At 69.0% G+C, this 23,425-nt stretch carries 25 protein-coding genes and 1 tRNA gene; 15 read left to right on the top strand and 11 right to left on the bottom strand.

Going from position 1 to position 23,425, the window contains the following annotated elements:
* Positions 1-493: 493 nt before the first annotated feature.
* On the bottom strand, positions 494-763 hold the full coding sequence (locus tag DC434_RS09420; protein WP_116635027.1) for a hypothetical protein: 270 nt from the start codon (positions 761-763) through the stop codon (positions 494-496).
* Positions 764-966: 203 nt separating this feature from the next.
* Between DC434_RS09420 and DC434_RS09415 the strand changes: the two genes are divergently transcribed.
* The 5 genes from DC434_RS09415 to DC434_RS09395 all read left to right on the top strand — a co-directional run bounded on the left by DC434_RS09415 (position 967) and on the right by DC434_RS09395 (position 4,699).
* Positions 967-1,506, top strand: a complete 540-nt coding sequence (locus DC434_RS09415) for a single-stranded DNA-binding protein (protein ID WP_116635026.1) — start codon at positions 967-969, stop codon at positions 1,504-1,506.
* A 72-nt stretch (positions 1,507-1,578) separates the two neighbouring features.
* Positions 1,579-2,076: a hypothetical protein gene (locus DC434_RS20260; protein ID WP_207769943.1), complete on the top strand. Its 498-nt coding sequence runs from the start codon at positions 1,579-1,581 to the stop codon at positions 2,074-2,076.
* Positions 2,077-2,139: 63 nt separating this feature from the next.
* Complete coding sequence (gene ettA / locus DC434_RS09405) at positions 2,140-3,819, top strand: energy-dependent translational throttle protein EttA (RefSeq protein WP_116635025.1); 1,680 nt, start codon at positions 2,140-2,142, stop codon at positions 3,817-3,819.
* Positions 3,819-4,295: a thioesterase family protein gene (locus DC434_RS09400; protein ID WP_116635024.1), complete on the top strand. Its 477-nt coding sequence runs from the start codon at positions 3,819-3,821 to the stop codon at positions 4,293-4,295. Before ettA ends, DC434_RS09400 begins: the two co-directional genes overlap by 1 nt.
* 35 nt (positions 4,296-4,330) lie before the next feature.
* Positions 4,331-4,699, top strand: coding sequence for an HNH endonuclease signature motif containing protein (locus DC434_RS09395; RefSeq protein ID WP_116635023.1), 369 nt, complete (start codon positions 4,331-4,333; stop codon positions 4,697-4,699).
* Here DC434_RS09395 and DC434_RS09390 read toward each other — a convergent pair.
* Positions 4,696-5,580 carry an acyl-CoA thioesterase II gene (locus DC434_RS09390; RefSeq protein ID WP_116635022.1) on the bottom strand — a complete coding sequence of 295 codons (885 nt, stop codon included), beginning with the start codon at positions 5,578-5,580 and terminating at the stop codon, positions 4,696-4,698. The two genes, DC434_RS09395 and DC434_RS09390, sit on opposite strands and share 4 nt — an antisense overlap.
* Positions 5,581-5,630: 50 nt before the next feature.
* Here DC434_RS09390 and DC434_RS09385 point away from each other — a divergent pair, with 50 nt between their 5' ends.
* Positions 5,631-6,296 (top strand): hypothetical protein, encoded by a 666-nt coding sequence (locus DC434_RS09385; protein WP_116635021.1) that lies wholly within the window; start codon positions 5,631-5,633, stop codon positions 6,294-6,296.
* 47 nt (positions 6,297-6,343) lie between these two features.
* Here DC434_RS09385 and DC434_RS09380 read toward each other — a convergent pair whose 3' ends face one another.
* The 4 genes from DC434_RS09380 to pepN form a co-directional block, all read right to left on the bottom strand.
* Positions 6,344-8,002, bottom strand: a complete 1,659-nt coding sequence (locus DC434_RS09380) for an FAD-binding dehydrogenase (protein WP_116635020.1) — start codon at positions 8,000-8,002, stop codon at positions 6,344-6,346.
* Positions 7,999-8,490 carry a globin gene (locus DC434_RS09375; protein WP_279303208.1) on the bottom strand — a complete coding sequence of 164 codons (492 nt, stop codon included), beginning with the start codon at positions 8,488-8,490 and terminating at the stop codon, positions 7,999-8,001. Before DC434_RS09375 ends, DC434_RS09380 begins: the two co-directional genes overlap by 4 nt.
* Positions 8,445-9,518 carry a mechanosensitive ion channel domain-containing protein gene (locus DC434_RS09370; protein ID WP_116635018.1) on the bottom strand — a complete coding sequence of 358 codons (1,074 nt, stop codon included), beginning with the start codon at positions 9,516-9,518 and terminating at the stop codon, positions 8,445-8,447. The genes DC434_RS09375 and DC434_RS09370 overlap by 46 nt, the downstream gene beginning before the upstream one ends.
* An 88-nt stretch (positions 9,519-9,606) precedes the next feature.
* Entirely contained in the window at positions 9,607-12,159 is a 2,553-nt protein-coding gene (pepN, locus tag DC434_RS09365; protein ID WP_116635017.1) for an aminopeptidase N, read from the bottom strand.
* A gap of 124 nt (positions 12,160-12,283) precedes the next feature.
* Here pepN and DC434_RS09360 point away from each other — a divergent pair, with 124 nt between their 5' ends.
* Genes DC434_RS09360 through DC434_RS09340 form a run of 5 tightly spaced genes read left to right on the top strand, consistent with a single transcriptional unit; the run spans position 12,284 to position 17,150 of the window.
* On the top strand, positions 12,284-13,468 hold the full coding sequence (locus tag DC434_RS09360) for a ferrochelatase (RefSeq protein WP_116635016.1): 1,185 nt from the start codon (positions 12,284-12,286) through the stop codon (positions 13,466-13,468).
* A 38-nt stretch (positions 13,469-13,506) separates the two neighbouring features.
* Positions 13,507-13,992, top strand: coding sequence for a ribose-5-phosphate isomerase (locus tag DC434_RS09355; RefSeq protein ID WP_116635015.1), 486 nt, complete (start codon positions 13,507-13,509; stop codon positions 13,990-13,992).
* A gap of 1 nt (position 13,993) precedes the next feature.
* The gene (locus tag DC434_RS09350) at positions 13,994-14,992 is read left to right on the top strand and encodes a DNA-formamidopyrimidine glycosylase family protein (protein WP_116635014.1); all 999 of its coding nucleotides are present in this window, start codon (positions 13,994-13,996) and stop codon (positions 14,990-14,992) included.
* Between the two features lie 23 nt (positions 14,993-15,015).
* Complete coding sequence (locus tag DC434_RS09345) at positions 15,016-15,657, top strand: FMN-binding negative transcriptional regulator (protein WP_116635013.1); 642 nt, start codon at positions 15,016-15,018, stop codon at positions 15,655-15,657.
* Positions 15,658-15,698: 41 nt separating this feature from the next.
* The gene (locus DC434_RS09340) at positions 15,699-17,150 is read left to right on the top strand and encodes an amidohydrolase family protein (RefSeq protein WP_243408902.1); all 1,452 of its coding nucleotides are present in this window, start codon (positions 15,699-15,701) and stop codon (positions 17,148-17,150) included.
* Between the two features lie 68 nt (positions 17,151-17,218).
* Here the strand turns inward: DC434_RS09340 and DC434_RS09335 are convergent, their stop codons facing one another.
* Positions 17,219-17,704: a DNA starvation/stationary phase protection protein gene (locus tag DC434_RS09335; protein ID WP_116635011.1), complete on the bottom strand. Its 486-nt coding sequence runs from the start codon at positions 17,702-17,704 to the stop codon at positions 17,219-17,221.
* A gap of 130 nt (positions 17,705-17,834) precedes the next feature.
* Here DC434_RS09335 and DC434_RS09330 point away from each other — a divergent pair, with 130 nt between their 5' ends.
* Together DC434_RS09330 and DC434_RS09325 are read left to right on the top strand one after the other, a co-directional pair.
* Positions 17,835-18,371, top strand: a complete 537-nt coding sequence (locus tag DC434_RS09330) for a gamma carbonic anhydrase family protein (RefSeq protein WP_116635010.1) — start codon at positions 17,835-17,837, stop codon at positions 18,369-18,371.
* Positions 18,372-18,402: 31 nt separating this feature from the next.
* Positions 18,403-18,476: transfer RNA gene (locus tag DC434_RS09325), tRNA-Ile, on the top strand.
* Positions 18,477-18,491: 15 nt separating this feature from the next.
* Here DC434_RS09325 and DC434_RS09320 read toward each other — a convergent pair.
* The 3 genes from DC434_RS09320 to DC434_RS09310 all read right to left on the bottom strand — a co-directional run bounded on the left by DC434_RS09320 (position 18,492) and on the right by DC434_RS09310 (position 20,728).
* Positions 18,492-18,809 carry a hypothetical protein gene (locus DC434_RS09320; RefSeq protein WP_116635009.1) on the bottom strand — a complete coding sequence of 106 codons (318 nt, stop codon included), beginning with the start codon at positions 18,807-18,809 and terminating at the stop codon, positions 18,492-18,494.
* A gap of 145 nt (positions 18,810-18,954) precedes the next feature.
* Positions 18,955-19,914, bottom strand: a complete 960-nt coding sequence (locus tag DC434_RS09315; protein WP_116635008.1) for a helix-turn-helix transcriptional regulator — start codon at positions 19,912-19,914, stop codon at positions 18,955-18,957.
* A gap of 88 nt (positions 19,915-20,002) precedes the next feature.
* Positions 20,003-20,728 carry a 3'-5' exonuclease gene (locus DC434_RS09310; RefSeq protein ID WP_116635406.1) on the bottom strand — a complete coding sequence of 242 codons (726 nt, stop codon included), beginning with the start codon at positions 20,726-20,728 and terminating at the stop codon, positions 20,003-20,005.
* 66 nt (positions 20,729-20,794) lie between these two features.
* Between DC434_RS09310 and DC434_RS09305 the strand changes: the two genes are divergently transcribed.
* Positions 20,795-21,694 carry an alpha/beta hydrolase gene (locus tag DC434_RS09305; RefSeq protein WP_116635007.1) on the top strand — a complete coding sequence of 300 codons (900 nt, stop codon included), beginning with the start codon at positions 20,795-20,797 and terminating at the stop codon, positions 21,692-21,694.
* Here DC434_RS09305 and DC434_RS09300 read toward each other — a convergent pair.
* Positions 21,666-22,139, bottom strand: coding sequence for an Lrp/AsnC family transcriptional regulator (locus DC434_RS09300; protein WP_116635006.1), 474 nt, complete (start codon positions 22,137-22,139; stop codon positions 21,666-21,668). The two genes, DC434_RS09305 and DC434_RS09300, sit on opposite strands and share 29 nt — an antisense overlap.
* Before the next feature lie 170 nt (positions 22,140-22,309).
* On the opposite strand from DC434_RS09300, the gene pdhA reads away from it, so the two are divergent.
* Positions 22,310-23,425, top strand: coding sequence for a pyruvate dehydrogenase (acetyl-transferring) E1 component subunit alpha (gene pdhA, locus DC434_RS09295; RefSeq protein ID WP_116635405.1), 1,116 nt, complete (start codon positions 22,310-22,312; stop codon positions 23,423-23,425).

Raw genomic sequence — 23,425 nt, 5'->3', positions numbered from 1 at the left:
GCCCGAGGACGTTCGGCCGCCGCAGAAGCTGCTGCACGCAGTTCACGCGCGTAGGCATTCCTGCGGGACCGACACGGCTCGCACGTGCATCCGCGTCGCCCTTTCGCCCCACCTCCGTGCGGCACCTCCGCACGTTGACGAGGAAGGCGGAGGGGAGCCGGGGGGACTATGCCCTGGGACACCAGGTGTTTGCGACTGCTCGACCGAAGAGCCGTCCTCCGCCTGTGACAATTGGCGCAGACGACCTCGCACTTCGCGATCTCCTTGAGGATCGTCGACCAGGCGCGCGTCGATGCGTTCACCGCCCGTGCGATCTCGAACCGCTTCTCGACTCCGGGAAGGTGATCGAAGTCCAGCACGACGGGGTCCGACTCGCCGCAGTCGAGACAGGGATGGTCCTGCAGGTAAGCGATCATCCGGAGGAAATTCTGGTGACGATGCCACGCCTGCATCGCGCGAAGACGCTCGCCGGTGCTGGGCATCTCAAGCCCGCTCAGGAGTAGCGCAGCGCGGCGACCGCGTCGTCGGCCCGCCAGAACTCGCCGACGATGCGGAACGTGCCGGTCGCGAGGTGAAGACGCTCGGCGCGGTAGCGAAGGCCCAGTGGGTCGGCGACGATCCGCAGATGGCCGAGGACGCGCTCCGTGCGGTCCTGAACGCGCCACAGATGATCGGCCGCCCGGACCAGGTGCTCGCGCGCGGAGGAGAGCCGAGGCGTCGCGTAGGGAACCTCGGGCAGATAGGTGGTCAAGCTGTCGGACATCGGAACTCCTTTCTGATTCGAACATATGACCGACCACCGACATTCGGTCGCCGTCGCCGACAGGGGCTCCGAAAGCTGTCCTGCACACACCGAATCTGGCGCGGAGTGTCCACCGATCCCGTCTTCTGCGAGTTCGGGGCGCAGCGGGATGCCGCACGCTGGTGCGATCCGGGCGTTGGACCCGGTCATCGAGAGGACTGAGAATGATCGACACCGTCACCATCATCGGAAGGGTCGCCACCGATCCGACGCAGGGACAGACGACAGGAGGGGCTCCGGTCACGAACTTCCGACTCGCCAGCACGCACCGTCGGTTCGACACCGTGACCCAGGCATGGGTCGATTCGGAGACCAACTGGTTCTCGGTCGCCGCATTCCGGCAGCTGGGCGAGCACTCCAAGGCGTCGCTGCGAACCGGAGACAGCGTCATCGTCACGGGTCGGCTCCGGATCCGCAGCTGGGAGAGCAACGGCAAGCAGGGCACCAGCGTCGACATCATCGCCGACGCGATCGGGCACGATCTGCGGTGGGGGACCAGCGCGTTCCTCGCCCGCAGCCGAGCGACGCCGACGGATGCCGGCGTGCACGGGGCCGCGGAAGGACCGACGGCTGCCGATCAGCGAGTCGACACCGACCCCGGCGCAACCGACGAGCCCGACGGCGACCGAGAACTGCCCGATCTGGACATCTCGTGGGCAGAGGTGCCGGCGGGCGCCACAGCTGATCGCGTCGCCTCGCACTGAGCGCGACGAAGGGAGAGGATCGGGACCGGTCGGCGGCGCGGTCATCACGGTCGCTGCCCGTAGACTCAGCACGTGCTTCGTCGACCGGTCTCTGCGGCGCCGCTGAAGGCCGCCTCCGCCCTGGCTCTCGTTGCCGGGCTGTTCGTCCTCTCCGCCTGCGGGCCCGGTGCCGAGCCGGTCGCGTCGCCAACCGCCGAGACTTCGCCCGCACCGGACTCCGAGGCGGCGCCAGATCCGGTGCTGGTGCCGGACGGCACCGCCGAGGACAACCTCCCCGTGTTCACGCGTGTCTCGGAGAGCATCTGGACTACGGATCAGCAGGGGTCGGGTCGCGCGTACATCGACGCTCTCATCGCCGCCGGGTTCGACCGCGCAGCGATGCAGGTCACGCAAGACCTCACGACGGTCGGCAACACGGCGGAGAGCCTGCAGTTCTCGGTGCGCTGGGGCGATGACGAATGCCTGATCGGGCAGGTCGGTCCGTCGACGGGACAGGTCGTCACGGCCGTGATGCCTCAGCTGGCGGAAGGGCGCTGCCTCGTCGGCACGACTCGCCCGATCGACTGGTGACACAGCCACGGGCCGGTAGGCTGGAGTGTCGATCTTCGACGCCAACAGAAGGAGCGGTTTTCGGTGGCTGAGTACATCTACTCGATGGTGCGTGCACGCAAGGCAGTGGGCGAGAAGCTCATCCTCGACGACGTCACCATGGCATTCCTTCCCGGCGCCAAGATCGGCATGGTGGGTCCGAACGGCGCCGGAAAGTCGACGATCCTCAAGATCATGGCGGGGCTCGACACGCCGTCGAACGGCGAGGCGAAGCTCTCGCCCGGTTTCTCTGTCGGCATCCTCATGCAGGAGCCGGAGCTCGACGAGTCGAAGACCGTGATCGAGAACATCCAGGACGGGATCGCGATCAAGGCGAAGGTCGACCGCTTCAACGAGATCTCGGCCCTCATGGCCGACCCGGACGCCGACTTCGACGCTCTCCTCGCCGAGATGGGCACGCTGCAGGAGGAGATCGACGCCGCGGACGGCTGGGATCTCGACTCGCAGCTCGAGCAGGCCATGGACGCCCTGCGCACACCGCCCGGCGACGCGGCGATCGCCCCGCTCTCGGGCGGTGAGAAGCGCCGTGTGGCGCTGGCCAAGCTCCTGCTCCAGAAGCCCGACCTGCTGCTCCTCGACGAGCCCACCAACCACCTCGACGCCGAGAGCGTCCTGTGGCTCGAGCAGCACCTTCAGGCGTACAAGGGTGCCGTGATCGCCATCACCCACGACCGGTACTTCCTCGACCATGTCGCCGAGTGGATCGCCGAGGTCGACCGCGGCCGCCTCATCGGCTACGAGGGCAATTACTCGACCTACCTCGAGAAGAAGGGCGAGCGGCTCGAGATCCAGGGCAAGAAGGATGCGAAGCTCGCCAAGCGCCTCAAGGAGGAGCTGGAGTGGGTGCGCTCCAGCGCCAAGGGGCGGCAGACGAAGTCGAAGGCCCGTCTCGCCCGGTACGAGGAGATGGCGTCGGAGGCGGAGCGGACGAGGAAGCTCGACTTCGAGGAGATCCAGATCCCCGCGGGTCCGCGTCTCGGAAGCGTCGTGATCGAGGCCAAGAAGCTCAAGAAGGGCTTCGACGAGCGCTCGCTCATCGACGGCCTCAGCTTCAGCCTGCCGCCGAACGGCATCGTCGGCGTCATCGGCCCCAACGGCGTCGGAAAGACGACCCTGTTCAAGACGATCGTGGGTCTCGAGCCTCTCGACGGCGGCGACCTCAAGATCGGCGAGACCGTCAAGATCAGCTACGTCGATCAGTCGCGGTCGAACATCGACCCGAACAAGACCCTGTGGGAGGTCGTCTCCGACGGCCTCGACTACATCACGGTCGGCAAGACCGAGATCCCGTCGCGCGCCTACGTGTCGAAGTTCGGTTTCAAGGGGCCGGACCAGCAGAAGAAGGCCGGCGTGCTCTCGGGTGGAGAGCGCAACCGCCTCAACCTCGCGCTCACGCTCAAGGAGGGCGGCAACCTCCTGCTCCTCGACGAGCCCACCAACGACCTCGACGTCGAGACGCTGAGCTCGCTCGAGAACGCGCTTCTCGAGTTTCCCGGCTGCGCCGTGGTCATCACTCACGACCGGTGGTTCCTCGACCGCATCGCGACGCACATCCTGGCGTACGAGGGCACCGACGAGAAGCCCGACCAGTGGTACTGGTTCGAGGGCAACTTCGAGTCCTACGAGGAGAACAAGATCGAGCGTCTCGGACCGGATGCCGCGAAGCCGCACCGCTCCACGCACCGCAAGCTCACGCGCGACTGATGTCATCGCCTCGCCTGCACATCCCGATCCACCTGCGCTGGGGTGATCTGGATGCCTTCAACCACGTCAACAACACCTCGATGCTCAAGCTGCTCGAGGAGGCGCGGGTCCGGGCCTTCTGGCGTGCGGGACCGGGGGAGGAGGCGCCGCCGACGGCTGTCCTCGACTCCGGCATCGAGGAGGGGATCCTCACCCTCATCGCCCGGCAGGAGATCGAGTACCTCGCTCCGGTGCCGTATCAGCGTCGCCCGCTCGAGGTGCAGATGTGGTTCGGAAAGCTCGGCGGCTCGAGCATCGAGGTCTGCTACGAGGTGCACAACGACCCTGAGGCTCAGCCGCGGATGATCTATGCCCGCTCGACGGCCGTGATCGTCCTGGTGGACGCCGCGAGCGGTCGTCCGACTCGCCTGACGCAGGAGATGCGCGACGCCTGGGAGCCCTACGTGGGATCGTCGATCGAGTACGCGCACCGCTGACCGGATTCCGCCCGCCGGCGCGGTACCGTCGTCGTGTGCCCTCACGCCGACGATTCCCCGCCACCACGTCAGCGGCCGCGCGTGCCCGCTACGCGAAGCGACGACAGCGCCGGCTCGACAAGGTGACCAACGACCTCACCGCGTCGCAGTGGGCCGATCTCGTTGCGGCCTGGGGCGGGTGCGCGTACTGCGGAGCCCAGGGTGACGGGCTCCAGCGCGACTGCATCATGCCGATCTCGCGGGGCGGACGCTACACGCTCGAGAACGTCGTCCCCGCCTGCGCGTCCTGCAACGCGAGCAAGAGCAACAGCGAGGTCACCGGGTGGCTGCGCCGCAAGAGGCTCGACGAGCGCGCCTTCCTCGTCCGCTACGCCGAGATCCTGCCCACGCTCACCGCGGACTAGTCGGCGGGGACGCGGATCATGATCTCCTGCGCGACGCTGGCGACGAGACCGCCCTCGCGGGAGTAGATCCGTCCGGTGGCGAGTCCTCGACCGCCCCGTGCGTTCGGTGACTCCTGCACGTACAGGAGCCACTCGTCCACCCGTGCCGGGCGGTGCCACCACATCGCGTGGTCGAGGCTCGCGACCTTGAGTCCCGGCATCGCCCAGTACACACCGTGCGCCCGCAGGATCGACTCCTGGATCGTCATGTCGCTCAGGTAAGCGAGCGCGGCGCGGTGCAGCCGCTGATCGTCGGGGAGCGGTGCGCGCATGCGCATCCACACCGCCTGCCTGGCCACATGCGGATCGTCGCTCGGCAGATAGAGGGGCGAGTCGACATGGCGGATATCTGCGGCTCGTTCGCTCAGCATCCGTGCTGTCCCGCCGGGGAGCCCCGCCACGCGGTCCTCGTCCGGCGAGAGATCCTCGGGCGCCGGCACATCCTCCGGCATCGGCTCCGCATGCTCGACACCCGGATCGGCATCTTGGAAGGACGCGATCATCGAGAAGATCGGCACGCCGTTCTGGTAGGCCTGGGAGCGCCGCGTCGAGAACGACCTGCCGTCGTGGATGCGGTCGACCGCGATCGTGATGCCCTGGCTCGCGTCCCCCGGCCGAAGGAAGTAGCCGTGCATCGAGTGGACGGCACGGTCCTCGGGGAGGGTGCGCTCGGCGGCGATGAGGCTCTGTGCCAGCACCTGCCCGCCGTAGATCCGGCCGGTCGGCATCGGATGAGATGCTCCGGTGAAGATGTCCTCGGTGGTTCGCGCCTGCGTCACCTCGAGATCGAGGACATCGAGCAGTCGCTCGACCGTCTGGGCGGCGTGGTCTTCGGGGCTCATTCTTTCCTCTCCGCGACCGCGGGCACCGGTCCGTTGGTAGTTTAGAGCTCGTGCCGCATCAGCTTCTCCTCGCCGACCCCGACACTGCGAAGGACGTCCTCACGTTCGTGGGGCGGGCGACGAGGATCACCGACGACGGTGTGCGGCTGCAGGCGTCGAGGGGAGTCCTCGCGCTGACCACGGCGGCTCTGGCTCCGCACGGGCTCTTCGACAGCACGCCGACCGTCCTCGCGATGCGCATCGTGCACGCCGACCCCGAACTCGAATGCGACATCGTGGTCGATCAACTCGCCGCGACCGACGATCCCCTGCAGCTGACGCTCCCGGAGACCGGGCTCTCGCCCGCGTGGGCCGGAGTGGCACCGCCGCGCGGGGACTGGACGCCGGCGGCGACGCTGCCGGCGTCGATGATCGCTCAACGCGCGCAGTGGGGCATCTCCGCCGTCGCGCGAGGAGCGACACCGGGCTCGGGCGAGGAGGCCGTCCGTGCGCTGCGGGCCGCGATCTGGGGCGAACCCGACGAGGATCTCGGCGGCCTGCCCCGCGGGATCGCCTTCGCCGCAGACGCCCTGGGCTTCATCTCGGGCGAGGAGGACGTGCCCGTGATGCAGTCGGGACGGTGGACCCGCCTGGCGTTCCGGCGCGGGCACGTGCTCGCTCGCGGACCGGTCGCATCCGGTCTGACCGCCGTCCGCGATACGGGCAGCGCCGGCTAGAGCCGCCCTCCGACGTTCTTCCCGACTGTTCACGGGCCGGAAGTACTTCAGCGAGAGGCGGCGCGTCCCGCCTGGCGACCGGAGAACAGGCATCCGCCGAGGAAGGTTCCCTCCAGCGCGCGGTACCCGTGGACCCCGCCGCCCCCGAAGCCGCTGGCCTCTCCGGCCGCGTACAGTCCGGGGATGGGGACTCCTGAGGCATCGAGCGCCCGCCCGTCGAGATCGGTGTTGATGCCACCCAGCGACTTCCGCGTGAGCACATGCAGTTTGACCGCGATGAGGGGACCGGCCGCCGGATCCTGCAGGCGATGCGGCGCCGCGGTGCGGATCAGCTTGTCGCCGCGGTAGCTGCGCATCGATCGCAGCATGCCGATCTGCGCGTCCTTGGTGAAGTCGTTGTCCATCTCGAGGTCGCGGGCGACGACCTCGCGGCGGACCGCGTCGATGTCGAGAGCCTCGCCGCCCGGATGCCGCTGCATCTGCTCGAGCAGGGATTCGAGATCGCCCTCGACGATGAAGTCCTCGCCTTCGTCGAGGAACGCCTGGACGGGACCGGTCGGACCCTTCGCGAGACGGGACTTGAGCAGCAGACCGACGTCCTTGCCGGTGAGATCCGGATTCTGCTCGCTGCCCGAGAGCGCGAACTCCTTCTCGACGATGCTCCGCGAGGTCACGAACCAGGAGTGGTCGTGACCGGTCGTGCGCAGATGCGCGAGGGTGCCGAGCGTGTCGAACCCGGGGAACAGCGGCACCGGAAGCCGCTTGCCGGTCGCATCGAGCCAGAGGGAGGACGGGCCGGGGAGGATCCGGATGCCGTGCGACGGCCAGACCGGATCCCAGTTCGTGATGCCCTCGACGTAGTGCCACATCCGGTCGCCGTTGATCAGGCGGGCGCCGGCGGCCTCGCTGACGGCCTGCATCGAGCCGTCGACGTACGCGGGAACCCCGGTGAGCATGTGTTCGGGCGGCGTGCCCAGGCGCGAGGGCCAGGCGGCCCGCACGAGGTCGTGGTTCCCTCCGATACCGCCGGACGAGACGATCGTGGCGCCGGCAGAGATCTCGAAAGCGCCGATGACCTCGCGCGAGGACTCGGCGCCGCGACGCGCGCCGCTCGTCGCCAGCACCTCACCCCGTGCACCTGTGACGACCCCGTCGGTGACGATCAGCTCGGCCACGCGATGGCGCGGGAGCACCGTGAGATGCCCCTCGCGCTCTCCCTGTTCGATCGCGGCGGCGAACGGCGCGACGACCCCCGGCCCGGTTCCCCATGTGATGTGGAAGCGCGGAACCGAGTTGCCCGGCCCGAGGGCCCCGTAGCCTCCTCGTTCCGCCCAGCCGACGACGGGGAAGAACCCGACCCCGCGCTCGCGCAGCCAGGCGCGCTTCTCGCCGGCCGCGAACTGCAGATAGGCCTCCGCCCATCGCCTCGGCCATTCGTCCTCCGGGCGATCGAAGCCCGCGTTGCCGAACCAGTCCTGCGTCGCGAGTTCGAGCGAGTCCTTGATGCCGAGCCGCCGCTGCTCCGGCGAGTCGATGAAGAAGAGCCCGCCGAAGGACCACCACGCCTGTCCGCCGAGATTCGTCCGCGGCTCCTGGTCGATCAGGATCACGCGGCGCCCGGCCGCGAGGGCCTCGGCGGCGGCGACCAGCCCGGACAGCCCCCATCCGATCACCAGGACATCAGTGGACAGGGGCGTCTTCGTCATGAGTTCTCCGTTGATTCCTGACGTGATCGGGTCTCGAGCGTGGGACGCCCGCCCGTGGCGGTGCCGATCCCCGACGGCTCGAGTGTGTTCACCATGGCATAGGCGGCCCGCTCCAGGTAGTCCCAGAGCGTGGATTCGTGCAGGGGCGACAACTGCGCCTCGTCCACGGCGGTCCGCATGTGACGGAGCCAACGATCCCGCGCGTCGGGATCCACGTGGAACGGCATGTGCCGCATGCGCAGGCGTGGGTGCCCTCGCGTCTCGCCATAGGTCGTCGGGCCGCCCCAGTACTGCTCGAGGAACATCAGCAGCCGCTGCTCGGCGGGCCCGAGATCCTCCTCGGGGTACATCGGCTTGAGCACGGGATCGAGTGCCACCTCGCGGTAGAACACCGAGACGATCTTCGCGAACGTCTCGTGTCCGCCGACCTCGTCGTAGAACGTCACTTCTGGGGGCTCCCGTCGTCGGTCGGCTTCTTGCGCCGCCAGATCCCGCGATCCGGGATGACCGGGACTCCGGTCACGGCGTTGGGGCGGGTCCGGGGTGGATTCGCTCCGCGGACGCGACGCGCTCCGTCGAGTCCCGTCGGGGCGACCTCGACCATGCTCGGCACCGCGATCTCCTTCTCGGCCAGCGCAGCGCGAAGGCGACGGCGGAGCTCCTGCGCGACGTCGTCCTTCGCGTTGGCCCGCGCCTTGATCACGATGCGCACGACGAGCGCGTCACCGCCGATCGACTCGAGGCCCCAGAGCTCGGGCTTCTCGATGATGCGGGTGCGCCACTTGGGATCCTTGGCGAGCCCCTGCGCGGTCTCCAGCATCGTGTGCTCGACCTGTTCCAGGTCGGAATCCGCCGGTACGCCGAGATCGATGATCGCCCGCGCCCAGCCCTGCGACATGTTGCCGATGCGGGTCACTTCGCCGTTGCGCACGTACCAGAGCGTCCCGTTCACGTCGCGGATCTGGGTGATGCGCACGCTGACGTACTCGACCACGCCGCTCGCGAGGCCGAGGTCGACGACATCCCCGATGCCGATCTGGTCCTCTGCGACGATGAAGATGCCGTTGAGCACGTCCTTGACGATGTTCTGCGCGCCGAAGCCGAGACCCGCGCCGACAGCGGCCGTGAGCAGCGTCAGAGAGCCGAGGAGGCCGGGGGAGAGGGCGCTGACGACGAGGACGAGCGCGATCACGACGAGCATCACGTTCACGATGTTCTGCAGGATCGTCCCGAGCGTGCGCGTGCGCTGCACGAGTCGCATGTCCGACAGCGGCGAGCGCTCGAGCGCCTGCGTGTCGTCGACGGCCGCCTTGTTCTTGGCGGTGTCGACGATGCGATGCACCACGCGACGGATGACGACGCGCAGGATGAGCCCGATCACGATGCAGCTGACGAGGATGAGCGCCACGGCGAGCGCCTTCATGCCGACGTCGCCGAGCACGAGGAGGGTCTGCTTCCACCACTCCGGGAGCTCTTCCGGCGTCGTCGGGGGTGCGTTCTCGAAGGGGATCATCATCACTCCGATCCTAGCGATCGGGCCTCTGCGCGGGCTGGATGCCGAACAGCCTCAGCGCCCGCTGCCGGACGCTGAGGCTGTACGGTGATCAGTCGTCCGCGTCGCGCGACTGCGCGGCCAGCGCGCGCTCGACGTCGGCCAGGTTCTCCAGGACGAGCCGACGCAGCGCCGGCGCGGCATCCTGGTTCCCGGCGAGCCAGGCGCGCGTGGCGTCACGCAATGCGATGTCCGCGAGTGCCGTCGGGAACAGCCCGACGACGAGGTACTGCGCGATCTGGTACGAGCGCGACTCCCAGACGGGGAGCAGCATGTCGAAGTACGCCGGCACGAACTCGCGCAGGGCCGCGGCTCCGGCGGGGTGGACGAAGCCGAGCGCTGCCGATCGGACGATCGTGTTGGGAGCATCGTCGCGTTCGACGAGCGAGGCCCACGCGGCCTTCTTGGACGCCGCGTCGGGGAGGGCGGCACGGGCCTGGGCCGCGAACTCGCCACCCTTGGCGGTGTTGTCCGCGGCAAGGGCGGCATCGATGGACCCGGCATCCGTCGCACCGATGGTGGCGAGGCCGACGAGCAGCTGCCAGTTCAGGTCGGCGTCGATCTCGAGCCCGGGGAGGGTCTCCTCGCCGGAGCGCAGGCGCCCGACGATCCCGGCGTGCTCGGGCGTGACGAGGGCGTTCGCGAAGGCGGTGACGAACTGCAGCTGGCTGTCGCTGCCGGGCTGGGCGGCCTCGGCGAGGGCCCAGATGCCGTCGGCGACCTTCAGGCGAGCGGCCTCGCGGTCGGCGGGTGCCACGTAGAGCGTCGCCGCGGTCCGCAGCTGCCCGAGCGTGGTGCGGACGGTCGTGGACTCCGTCTCGCGGCCGATGTTGCCCAGCACGAGGTCGATGTAGTCGGATGCCGGGGTCTCGGCGTCGCGCGTCTGATCCCAGGCCGCGCCCCATACCAGCGAGCGGGCCAGCGGGTCATGGATGTCGGCGAGGTGGGCGATCGCCGTGGCCAGCGACTTCTCGTCGAGACGGATCTTGGCGTAGGCGAGATCGTTGTCGTTGAGAAGCACCAGATCGGGGCGCTTGATGCCCTGCAGCTCTGGCACCTCCGTGCGGTCTCCGTCGACGTCGACCTCGACGTAGTGCGTGCGCGTGAGCGATCCGTCGGCCAGCGTGTAGAAGCCGATGCCGAGGCGGTGCGGACGGATCGTCGGGTAGTCCGCCGGTGCCGTCTGGGTGACGGCGAACCGCGAGATGGTGCCGTCGCCGCCTTCGGCGATGACCGGCTCCAGGGTGTTGACGCCCGCGGTCTCGAGCCACTTCTTCGACCAGGTGCTGAGGTCGCGACCGCTCGTGGCCTCGAGTTCGGAGAGCAGGTCGCTCAGCTCGGTGTTGCCCCAGGAGTGCTTCTGGAAGTACTGCGAGACGCCGCCGAAGAACGCCTCGATCCCGACCCAGGCGGCGAGCTGCTTGAGGACGGAGCCGCCCTTGGCGTAGGTGATCCCGTCGAAGTTGACCTGCACGTCCTCGAGGTCGTTGATCTCGGCGACGATCGGATGCGTGGAGGGAAGCTGGTCCTGGCGGTACGCCCAGGTCTTCTCCATGGCGTTGAACGTGGTCCATGCCTCGGTCCACTCGGTGGCCTCGGCGGTGGCGATGGTCGACGCCCACTCGGCGAACGACTCGTTGAGCCAGAGGTCGTTCCACCACTTCATGGTGACCAGGTCGCCGAACCACATGTGCGCCAGCTCATGCAGGATCGTGACGACACGGCGCTCCTTGACGGCGTCGGTCACCTTGCTGCGGAACACGTAGGTCTCGGTGAACGTGACGGCGCCCGCGTTCTCCATCGCGCCGGCGTTGAACTCGGGCACGAAGAGCTGGTCGTACTTCGCGAACGGATACGGCACGCCGAACTTCGACTCGTAGTATGCGAAGCCCTCGCGGGTCTTGTCGAAGATGTAGTCCGCGTCGAGGTGCTGCCACAGGCTCTTGCGGCCGTAGACGCCGAGGGGGATGACCCGGCCGGACGCGCTCGTCAGCTCCGAGAATGTCGACTCGTAAGGCCCTGCGACGAGCGCCGTGATGTACGAGGAGATGCGGGGAGTGGGCTCGAAGCCCCAGGTCGCGATCGAGTCGTCGTCGTGGACGATCGGCTCGGGCGTCGGCGAGTTGGACACGACCTTCCACGCCGAAGGCGCCGTGATCGTGAACTGGAACGTGGCCTTCAGATCGGGCTGCTCGAAGACCGCGAACACGCGACGGGAGTCCGGGACCTCGAACTGGGAGTAGAGGTAGACCTCGTCGTCGACCGGATCGACGAAGCGGTGCAGTCCCTCCCCGGTGTTCGTGTACAGGCAGTCCGCGTCGACGACCAGCACGTTCTCCGCCTGGAGCCCCGTGAGGGCGATGCGCGAATCGGCGAAGACCTCGTCGGGATCGAGCTGCTCGCCGTTGAGGGAGATCTCGCGGACCTCGCGCGCGATCAGATCGATGAAGGTGAAGCTCTCAGGGGTCGCGCTGAAGCGCACGACGCTGCGGGAGCCGAAGACCTCGGCACCCTTGGTCAGATCGAGGGCCACCTCGTACGACTGGGTGTCGACGACGTCGCGGCGCTCCTGCGCTTCGATGCGGGTGAGGTTCTCTCCAGGCACAGATGTACTCCCAGGGGTGAGGGGATGTCACCGGAGTCGGGCGCAGTTGGCGCCGACGGCAACCCTGACAGCCTACGCCAGAGCAGCGGACGCCCTCACGCCGGAGAGGTGAAAGGATGGGAGAGTGACTGCGATCGAGCCGAACACCGTCCTCTTTGCCTCGCCTGCCGCTGCCGGCGGTGCCCCCTTCGTGACGACCCCGGTCGCTTACGACGGCATCCTGCTGGCGGGCTTCGGGGGACCGGAGGGGCAGGACGACGTGATCCCGTTCCTCCGCAACGTCACGAGAGGGCGTGGCATCCCGGACGAGCGCCTGGAGGAGGTCGCACACCACTATCGCCACTTCGGCGGTGTGAGCCCGATCAACGGCCAGAACCGTGTGCTCAAGGAGGCGCTGGAGGCGGAGCTGGCTGCTCGCGGGATCGACCTCCCCGTCTACTGGGGCAATCGGAACTGGGCCCCGTATCTCGACGAGGTCGTCACGGAGGCCTCGGCCCAGGGGCACAACACGCTCCTCGCCTTCGCGACGAGCGCCTACAGCTCGTTCTCCAGCTGCCGTCAGTACCGCGAGGACTTCGCACGGGTCCTGGAGGACACCGGCCTGGGCGAGACCGTCACGATCGACAAGATCCGCCCCTTCTACGACCACCCGGGCTTCGTCGAGGCCTTCGAGACCGGGGTGCGCGAGGCCGTCGAGGGCTTCTTCGCCGCGGGCATCGCCGCCTCCGACATCCAGATCCTCTTCTCGACGCACAGCATCCCCACGGCCGACGCGGAGCGCTCGGGCGCGCGTGACATCGACTGGGGTGAGGGCGGAGCCTATGCGGCGCAGCACCTGGCGGTGGCCGCGTGGGTCATGGATCGCGTCCGCGCGAGCGTGCCTGCTGCGGCGGACGTCTCCTGGGAGCTCGTGTACCAGTCGCGTTCCGGGCCCGCATCCCAGCCCTGGCTCGACCCCGACGTCTGCGACGTGATCGGCGAGCTGCCCGCCCGCGGGCGCAAGGCCGTGGCCGTCGTCCCCGTCGGGTTCATGAGCGATCACATGGAGGTCCTGTGGGACCTCGACACGGAGGCGGCCGAGGCCGCGGAAGAGGCGGGGCTCGCGTTCACGCGCACTCCCACGCCGGGTGTCTCCCCGTCGTTCGTGGCCGGGATCGTCGATCTGATCGAGGAGCGGCTCCAGGGCCGGCCCAACGAGGAGCGCGCGCACGTCACCGCGCTCCCGGGCGGCTTCGACGTCTGCCGTCCCGGATGCTGCGAGAACATCCGCGCGGGATTCAAGCCGGCCGCCGCGGGCGTCGCACCCTGACATCCCGTCCGGCGTCCGCCGCTTCTAGGATGGGAGCCATGCGCATCCACATCGCCACCGACCACGCAGGTCTCGACTTCTCCACGCAGCTGCAGGACCACCTGCGCAGCGGCGGACATGACGTCATCGATCACGGTCCGATCGTCTACGACGCCGTCGATGACTACCCCGCGTTCTGCATCCGAGCGGCGCAGGCGGTCGTCGCCGACCAGGCGGCGGGGGTGGAGGCGCTCGGGATCGTGTTCGGCGGCTCCGGCAACGGCGAGCAGATCGCCGCGAACAAGGTGCAGGGCATCCGGGCGGCTCTCGTGTGGAACCTCTCGACGGCGGAGCTGGCGCGCGAGCACAACGACGCCAACGTGATCTCCATCGGCGCACGGCAGCACACCTACGAGGAGGTGACCGCGCTGATCGACCGGTTCATCGCGACGCCGTTCTCCGGTGAGGAGCGCCATGTGCGTCGGATCGGACAGATCGCGGACTTCGAGCGCGACGGCTCGCTCCTCCCGGACCCGAGGGGCTGACATGCCTGAGGGGCATTCCGTCCACCGCATCGCCCGACAGTTCGACCGGAACTTCGTGGGCAAGACCCTGCGGGCCTCGAGTCCGCAGGGACGGTTCGCCGAGGGCGCGGCCGTTCTCGACGGTCGGGCCGCGGTGAGCGTCAAGGCCGTGGGCAAGCAGATGTTCCTCGAGGCGGAAGGCGACCTCTGGCTGCGCGTGCACCTGGGCCTCTACGGCGCGTGGGACTTCGCGGGGGAGATCCTCCTCGACCCCACGATCGCCTCTGCCAACGGCCGGATGGGGCAGACCAATCAGCGCGGCACCGTCCTGGACGAACCGATCCTCGACGGTGGCGGAGAGAACTCCCTGTCCTCGATCGGCGCCCCGCGGCGCACGCGCGTGCATGTGCGGATGTCGGAGCAGACCAAGGGTCTGGCCGACGACGGCATGCAGTGGCCGCCTCCGATCGTCGGTCAGGTGCGCCTGCGGCTGATGACCGACATCACGGCGGCCGACCTGCGCGGGCCGACCGCCTGCGTCCTCCAGACCCCTGACGAGATGCTGGCGACCGTCGCGAAGCTCGGCCCCGATCCGCTCGTCGGAGATCCGGTCGAGAACGAGGAGCGGTTCGTCCGCGCCGTCGGCAAGACGCAGACCGTCATCGCGCTGCTGCTGATGGACCAGTCGGTCGTGAGCGGCATCGGCAACGTCTATCGTGCGGAGATGCTCTACCGACAGCGCCTCAACCCGCACACTCCCGGCCGCGACGTGCCGGAGGAGATCGTCCGCGCGCTGTGGCACGACTGGGTGCGGCTGCTCGCGATCGGCGTCGAGACCGGCCAGATGATGACGATGGATGATCTGTCGCCGGACGAGTACCGGGCCGCCATGGCGAGCCGAGACGATCGTCACTGGGTCTATCACCGTGCAGGTCTGCCGTGCCGCGTGTGCGGCACCGAGATCGCTCTCGAGGAGATCGGCGCGCGCAAGCTGTACTGGTGTCCTCGCTGCCAGGCGTGACCGACCCGCTCTAGGCTGGATTCATGCGACAGAATCCGAGCTTCACGCTGGCCGACGTCACCGAGATCCGTCGCGTGGTCGACGCCAATCCGTGGGCGAACATCGTCAGCGCAGGTGAAGATGGACTCGTCGCCTCGCACTACGTGGTGCTGCTGGACGATTCGCGGGACGACCTCACGGTCGTGGGTCACGTCGGTCGCCCCGACGACCTGATCCATGGCATGGGGGACCGCGAGCTTCTGGTGATCTTCCAGGGGCCGCACGGCTACGTGTCGCCCGGCTGGTACGGCGAGGTGCAGGCGGTTCCGACCTGGAACTACACCGCCGTGCACCTCTCCGGCGTGCCGGAGATCCTGAGCGACGAGGAGAACCTCGAGGTGCTCGATCGTCTGGTCCAGCGCTTCGAGGAGCGGATGCCGGATCCCCGGCTGATGTGGGAGCGACCGAACGACCCCGCTTTCGTGCAGCGTCTGGCCGCGGGCACGGTGGGCTTCCGCCTGACGCCGACGCGGGTGGTCGCGAAGCGGAAGCTCAGCCAGAACAAGCCGGCGGAGACGATCGAGGCGGTGATCTCCGCGCTGCCGGAGGACGGTCCGTACGCGAACCGCGAACTCGCCGCGGAGATGCGCCGCGCGCAGGACGCGCGCACGGGAGCACAGCGTTGACCGAGCGGGAGACGGTCGTCGGTACCGTCCGAGCCGCACGGATCGCGGGCCCCGGCCGCGAGTTCCTGATCGATGACGAACCGGTCGACATCTTCCTCGAGGACGGTCGGATCGCCGACATCGCGCCGACCGGGGCGCTGTCGGCCAGAGGCGAGGTCGTGGATGCGGGCGGCGCCTGGGCGATCCCGGGGCTCTGGGACAATCACGTGCACACCGTGCAGTGGGCGCTGGCCGAGGAGCGCGCACCGCTCGGAGAGGCTGGCTCGGCCGCGGCGGCAGCACGGCTCATGAGCGAAGCGCGGCTGCTCCCGGACGGACGACGTGTGGGCAGCGGTTTCCGGGATGCGCTCTGGACGGATGCACCGTCCCTCGAGCTCGTGGATGCGGCGACAGGAGCCGTACCCGCCTATCTCATCAACGCCGACGTGCACAGCGTGTGGCTGAACTCCGCCGCGCTCGCCCGCGAGGGGTTCCGGAGCCCGGACGGGATGCTGCGCGAAGAGGACGCGTTCGAGATCTCCCGGCGTCTCAACGCCGCCGATCCCGTGCACGGCGACCGGGCGGTGCGGAGCGCGGGTGAACGCGCCGCCGCACGAGGCATCACCGGCCTCGTCGACTTCGACATGGCCTGGAACGCCGACGCCTGGCCACGACGGGTCGCCGCCGGGTTCGCCGCGCATCGCGTCGAGTTCGCGGTCTACCCGTTCGACCTCGATCGAGCGATCGCGTCCGGTCTGCGGACAGGCGAGGTCCACGAGGACCCTGACGGCCCGGAAGCGGGACGCGGACTCATCCATGTGGGCTCCCTCAAGGTGATCACCGACGGCTCGCTCGGCACCAGGACGGCCGCGTGTTCGCACGCCTATCCCGGCGACCCGCACGACTTCGGGATGCTGACGGTCTCGCCGGACGCGCTGGTGGAGCTGCTGACCCGCGCCACCGGCGCCGGTCTGGCCGCCGCGGTGCACGCGATCGGCGACCGCGCGACGACCTCGGCGCTCGACGCCTTCACGGTCGCCGGGGCTGTCGGCACCATCGAGCACGCGCAACTCGTGCGCCACGCCGATCTCGCCCGGTTCGCGCGGCTCGGCGTCGCCGCGAGCGTGCAGCCGCAGCACGCGCTCGACGACCGCGACCTCGTGGCGCGGCACTGGGCGGAGCAGACGGCGATCAGCTACCCGCTCGCGTCGTTGCGCAATGCCGGAGCGGAGCTGCGGTTCGGCTCCGATGCGCCCGTCGCGGACCTCGACCCGTGGCAGGCGATATCCGCCGCCGTATCCCGGACCGACGACGACCGCGCGCCCTGGCATCCCGAGGAGACGCTGACGGTCGATCAGGCGATCGAGGCGAGCGTGCGTTCCGCACTCCGACCGGGCGAGGTCGCCGACATCGTGCTCTGCGGTGAGGACCCGCGCACGGCGACAGCGCCGGGTCTGCGTGAGATGCCGGTCGTCGCGACGATTCTCGGCGGACGCGTCACCTACGCGCAGTAGCGGACTCCGCACACGCGAAAGGGCGGGCCCCGGTGATACCGAGGACCGCCCTTCCGAGTGCTGCTGCGTCAGGCCGCGATGTGCGAGACGAGGAACCAGCGGTCCTTGTCGAGGCCGCGCTGGATCTCGATCGCGACGTCCTGGCTCGTCAGGTCGACCTCGTCGAGGCCGTCGACGGCGGCGCGGACATCGACGAGGATGGCATCGATATCGGCGATGACGGCACGGATGAGCTCGTCCGACTGGGTGAAGCCGGCGGGGACACCCGTCGCTCCGGCCTTCGCCGCCACAGCGCTCACGCGGGCGTCGATCGGGAGCCCGAGGGCGACGATGCGCTCCGCGGCGGTGTCGGCGAAGTCACCCGCGTGGGCGACGATCGTGTCGAGCAGCTCGTGGACGCCGACGAAGTTCGCGCCACGGACGTGCCAGTGGGCCTGCTTGCCGTTGACGGTCAGCGCCTGGAGGCCGAGCACGACGGGGGAGAGGAACTGCGCGGCGCCGGCGGCGACGGTCGGGTCGACAGCGGTGGTGGAAACGGTCTGTGCCTTGCTCATCTTCTGCTCCTCAAGAGGGAAATCTCGTATCTGTTGAAGACAACGCTACTCACGCTCAGACATTCCGCAAGCAAGCTGAGGCTCGGCTCACTTCCGCGTGATTCCGCGGAAGTGAGGGTAGTCTCACCTCATGACCATCGCCTCAGACGCCTCCGTTCTCGCTCTGCCGAACAGCACGCCGTCGATCGACGCCTCCGCGTTCGTCGCGGCCGGCGCGCGCGTCGTCGGCGACGTCGCCCTCGCGGCCGGCGCCAGCGTCTGGTACAACGCGGTGCTCCGCGGTGACTCCGCCGGGATCGTCATCGGGCCGGGCAGCAATGTGCAGGACAACGTGTCGATGCACGTGGATGCCGGCCACCCCGTGGTCGTGGGATCGAAGGTGTCGATCGGACACAACGCGGTCGTGCACGGCTGCACCATCGGCGACGGCTCGCTCATCGGAATGGGGTCGGTGATCCTCAGCGGTGCTGTGATCGGCGAGGGATGCCTGATCGCGGGGGGCGCCGTCGTGCTCGGCGGCACGGAGATCCCGGCGGGGTCCCTCGTCGCCGGCGTCCCCGCGAAGGTGCGCCGGTCGCTCAGCGAGGAGGAGCGTGCCGGGTTGGTCGCGAACGCCGAGATCTACCTGGGCCACCTGCAGACGCACGCCGCCGCGTCTCCGGTGTGACCCGGACCGGCCGCTAGGCTGGAGCGCGTACGGGGCGGTGGCCAAGCTGGTTAAGGCAGTGGGCTCATAACCCAACGATCGCGGGTTCAAGTCCCGCCCGCCCTACCGTTCGTGATGTCGTCAGTCGGACGCGGCGCTCTCGAGATGCTCGTCGACGAGCATCATGCCCCCGCTGGAGTTCGCGGAGTGCGCGAGATCCTCGATCCAGCTGCGGCTGAGCTCCGGCGTCTCCGGCTCCTGGAAGACGAAGCGCAGCGGGATGGAGGGGTGCAGCCAGAGCGTCGATCGACCCGGCGCGTCGCCCTCGGGGTGCCGCCACGACAGCGTGAAGCTCTCATTGCGCCGCAGCTTCGTCGCGATGACGACCTTCAGGTGGGCGAGCGCGCGGTCCTCGATCTGGATCGGGTCCTGGGCGTCGCCGTAGTACAGGCTTCCCATGGTCAGCAGGCGTCTCGGGAGACGACGGGCGCGTGGGTCATGGAACTCCTCGGGGGACGGCGTTTCCGACCGAACGGCGGTCCGGGGATGGTTGAACTCTAATCGAACGGATGAGCCCCGGTTCGCCGCAGTCCGGAACCCGCCGTCACGGACGAACAGAATCTTCGCCTGGTGTCACGCGGCGGGCGGAATCGGCGATCACGACGGGGGTCTCGCCGTAAGCCTCACGGTACGCCGCCGTGAAACGAGACGGATGACTGAAGCCCCAGCGTCGAGCGATCGCCCGGACGGACACGCCCTCGCCCCGTTCGAGATCCCGACGAGCACCGTCGAGACGAGCGCGTCGCAGGGCGTCGGTCGGAGTGATGTCCAGGGCGCGACGGAACGCGTACTGGAGGCCTCTCGTCGAGATGAAGGACGCGTTCGCGACGTCATCGACGGTGATCGGCAGATGCGCGTTCTCCTCGATGTAGGAGAGCGCGCGCCGCACCGTCACCGGCGCACCGGAGCGCTGCGGGGGCCGACGCATCGACTCCGCCAGTGTCGTGGGGAACGTGGACAGCGTCATCATGAGCGCGTGCCGCTCGAACTCGGACAGGAGGATGCGGTCGTCGCCGGGCTCGTCTCCCAGGGAGGAGTCGAGGTAATGGAACATCCGCTCCCACTGCGCTGCCGCGGCTGCCGAGCGGGGGGCGAGGCCGAGGGCGCGCAACTCGATGCCGTCGTCGCCTGTCAACTGCCTGGCGCGTTCCTGCGCCGCCTCGCGGTCGAACACGAGCGCCCTGACGCGCGCCGAACGGCTCCACTGCGCGTGAACCTGAGCGCCGTCGGTCAACCAGGGCAGGCGGGCGTCGAGTGTCCGGCCTTCCGACCAGACGTGGACGTCGGGGGAGTCGACGCGACACACCAGGAGCTGGTCGTGCGGTTCGGCGGCGGAGCGGACCTGCGCCGCGAGGTCGTATCGGACGAGCGTCGCGCTCCCGAGATCGGCGGATCGCCAGTCGAAACGGAACCGCTCAGGGTCCACCTTCTGCAGCGCCGCGGACGGCACGAACTGCTGCCATGTGGACTCCACGTCATCGACGTTCCTGGACGTGAACCGCATCGCCTGCTTCCTCCTCGCACTGCACGACATGGGCGCCATTGTGGAGAGTAGTCGAATCGACGGCGTCGGGAGAAGTCGCGGCTGGCGGTCAGTCCGTCGTGGGCGGCGACGTGCGCACGGGCCAGGCGCCGTCGAGGCGCTGTTCCGGGTCGAGACGCCCGACGCTGATGAAGTACTCCGTGAGGCTTGCAGCCTGCGATCGAGCCCAGCCGATCTGACGGGTGTGGAGCTCGGTGAGCGTCGGAGGGAGGGAGAACTGGCGTGCCAGCGCCTGAGCCACGCGGCCGGCGGCGATCGCGTCGGCCGACGCCTCATGTGCATCGTCGAGAGGGACCGCGTAGTGCTCGGCGACGACCTCGAGGGTTCGCTTGCCGCGGCGGTACCGGTCGTAGGCCTTGTCGATGACGAACGGATCGATGACGGGGGCGGGGTCGACGAGCGGCTCGATCCCGTGCCTGGTGGCTTCGTGGGCGAGCAGGGAGAAGTCGTAGGCGGCGTTGTAGGCGACGACAGGAACCCCCTGCCCGAGGAGGGAGCGCAGGGCGGCCGTGACCTCGGCGATCACATCGGGCGCCGGCCGACCGTGCTCGCGCGCGTATCCGGTCGTGATGCCGTGCACCGCCGTCGCGCCGTCCGGGATCGCGATGCCGGGATCGGCGAGCCAGGTGCGCGCCGCGATCTGACGGCCCTCGGCGTCGAGGACCCCCACGTGCGCGCTGACCACACGGTCGGAAGCGACGTCGATGCCGGTCGTCTCGAGGTCGAACACCGCGACGCGGGTGAGCCAGGCGGGAAGCGCAGGACCGGGTGACATGCCCTCACCGTAGAGCCGCCGTCGGACATTCAGGAGAAGGCGCACTGCGGCTCGTAGACTCGGAGCATGACGGTGCCTTCTCCCTACGCCGACCGACTCCGCCGACTGCCGGTGCAGCGACACGAGGTCCCCGTTCGCGGCGGCGTCACCGCGTACTGGGAGTACGGACCGACGGATGCCGAGACCACGGTCGTTGCGGTGCACGGCTTCCGGGGTGAGCATCACGGCCTCGAGCCCGTGCTCGCCTATCTCCCCGAGGTCAGGGTGATCGCGCCGGATCTTCCGGGGTTCGGCGAGTCCGCGCCCCTTCCCGGACGCACGCACGACCTCGACGAGTACGCGGCCTGGCTCACCGACTTCACCGCCGCCGTCGCGCCGGGAGCCGTCATCCTCGGCCACTCCTTCGGATCGATCGTCACGGCCGCCGCGGTCGCCGGCGGCCTCGCGACGCCGCGGATGATCCTGCTCAACCCGATCGGCGCCCCCGCGCTGGAGGGGCCCAAGGGACTCATGACGCGGCTGGCTGTGCTGTACTACGCACTCGGGGCGCGTCTACCGGAGCGGCTCGGGACGGCGCTGCTGCGGAACCGGGTCATCGTGCGGGTGATGAGCATCACGATGGCGAAGACGAAGGACGCATCGCTCCGACGCTTCATCCACGACCAGCACGACACGTACTTCTCACGGTTCTCCGATCGGGACGTGCTGCGCGACGCGTTCGTCGCGAGCGTGTCGCACGACGTCCGGGAGTTCGCCTCGGACATCGACGTCCCGACGCTCCTGGTCGCCGCCGAGCGCGACGACATCACCCCCATCGAGGCCGAGCGGACGCTCGCCGCGCTCTTCGACGACGCCACTCTGGTCGAGATCGCCCACGTCGGGCATCTCATCCACTACGAGACGCCGGCGGAGGCCGCCGGGGCGGTTCGTCGGTTCCTCAGGATTCCCGTCTCGCGAGGCCGATGAGTCCGGCGACCCGGAACGGGATCACCTCGCCCATCGCGAGCGAGGTCTCGGTCCTCTCGACGCCTTCGATCGACAGGATCCGGGCGTCGGTGTCGAACAGGTGCCTGGCGTCACGGCAGGCGACGCGAGCGAGTAGATCGATCGAACCGCTCAGCCCGTGAGCCTGGACGATCTCGGGGATGCGCGCGAGCTCGTTGATGATCCGAGGCAGCTCGGGCTGCCGGACGCCGATGTTGACGAACGCCTGCAGCGGGAAGCCGAGCACATCGGGGGAGAAGGATCGCTCGTACGAGAGGAAGACCCCCGTCTGCTCGAGGCGTGCCATCCGGGCCTGGATCGTGTTGCGCGAGAGCTTGAGGTTCTCTGCGAGCGCGACGACCGTGATGCGCGGATCGGCCGCCAGAGCGGCGAGGAGTTCGAGATCGATGCGGTCCAGTCCAGACATAGTGCCAAACCTTAGCAGGACGCGGATCGCCGAAATTGAGCAACATGCTCAAGCGCATTGCAATTGCTTGAGCGAGGTGTTGAGCGGACGTAGCCTCAGAGCAGGCCGGTGATGTCGCCGGTGCCGCCGCGAGCACCCCACGAGGGCCGCTGAGGACTTGGAGGACGATGATGTCACCGCAGATCACGCCCATCGCTGACACCGCCCAGGATCTGGAGCTCTCCGAGCGCATCCTGGCTCCGGACGGATCGCGCATCGCGAACCCCCGGCTGGACGCCTTCGTGGCCGACGTGGATGCCGAGCAGCTGCGCGCCCTGCATCGTGACATGGTGATCCTCCGGCGCATCGACGCGGAGGGCGTCGCCCTCCAGCGCCAGGGGCAGCTCGGTCTCTGGGCCCCGTGCCAGGGGCAGGAGGCGACGCAGATCGGCACAGCGCGGGCCCTGGCCCCGCAGGACTACGTCTTCCCCAGCTACCGCGAGACCGGCGTCATCTACGCCCGCGGGGCGCAGCCCGGCGACTACGTGCGCATGTGGCGCGGCGAGGAGGGCGCGGGACACGATCCGGAGGCTCTTCGCGTCGTTCCGCTGCAGATCATCATCGGTGCGCAGACGCTGCACGCCGTGGGCTACGCCCTGGGCATCCGTCACGAGGGTGCGGACGAGGTCGCCGTGACGTACTTCGGCGACGGCGCGACGAGCCAGGGAGACGTCAATGAGGCGATGATCTTCGCCTCCTCGTACCAGGCGCCCGTCGTCTTCGTCTGCCAGAACAACCACTGGGCGATCTCCGAGCCGGTGGCGGTGCAGTCCCAGTTCCCGATCGCGGGACGTGCGCCGGGCTTCGGCATCCCGAGCCTGCGCGTCGACGGCAACGACGTGCTCGCGTGCATGGCCGCGATGCGCTGGGCGCTCGACCACGCGCGCTCCGGCAAGGGGCCTGCGTACATCGAGGCCGTGACCTATCGGATGGGCCCGCACACGACCGCGGACGACCCCACGCGCTACCGTGACGACGCGGAACTGGAATCCTGGCGCCGCCGCGATCCCATCGCACGCCTCGAGCAGCATCTGCGAAACGCCGGCGAACTCACCGACACCCACGTCGCCGAGACCCAGGCCGCCGCCGACGCGGTCGCCAAGGACATGCGCGCCGCGTGCCTCGGCATGGTCACCCGGCCGCCGCTCGCCGTGTTCGACGGCGTGTACGCCGAGCCCCACACCGGACTCGAGCGCCAGCGCGACGAGTACGCCGCGTACCTCGCGTCGTTCGAAGTCGAGGCGTGA

It is taken from the genome of Microbacterium sp. TPD7012 (assembly GCF_003075395.1).
GTDB lineage: Bacteria > Actinomycetota > Actinomycetes > Actinomycetales > Microbacteriaceae > Microbacterium.
This window is presented reverse-complemented; position numbering and strand designations above follow the sequence as displayed.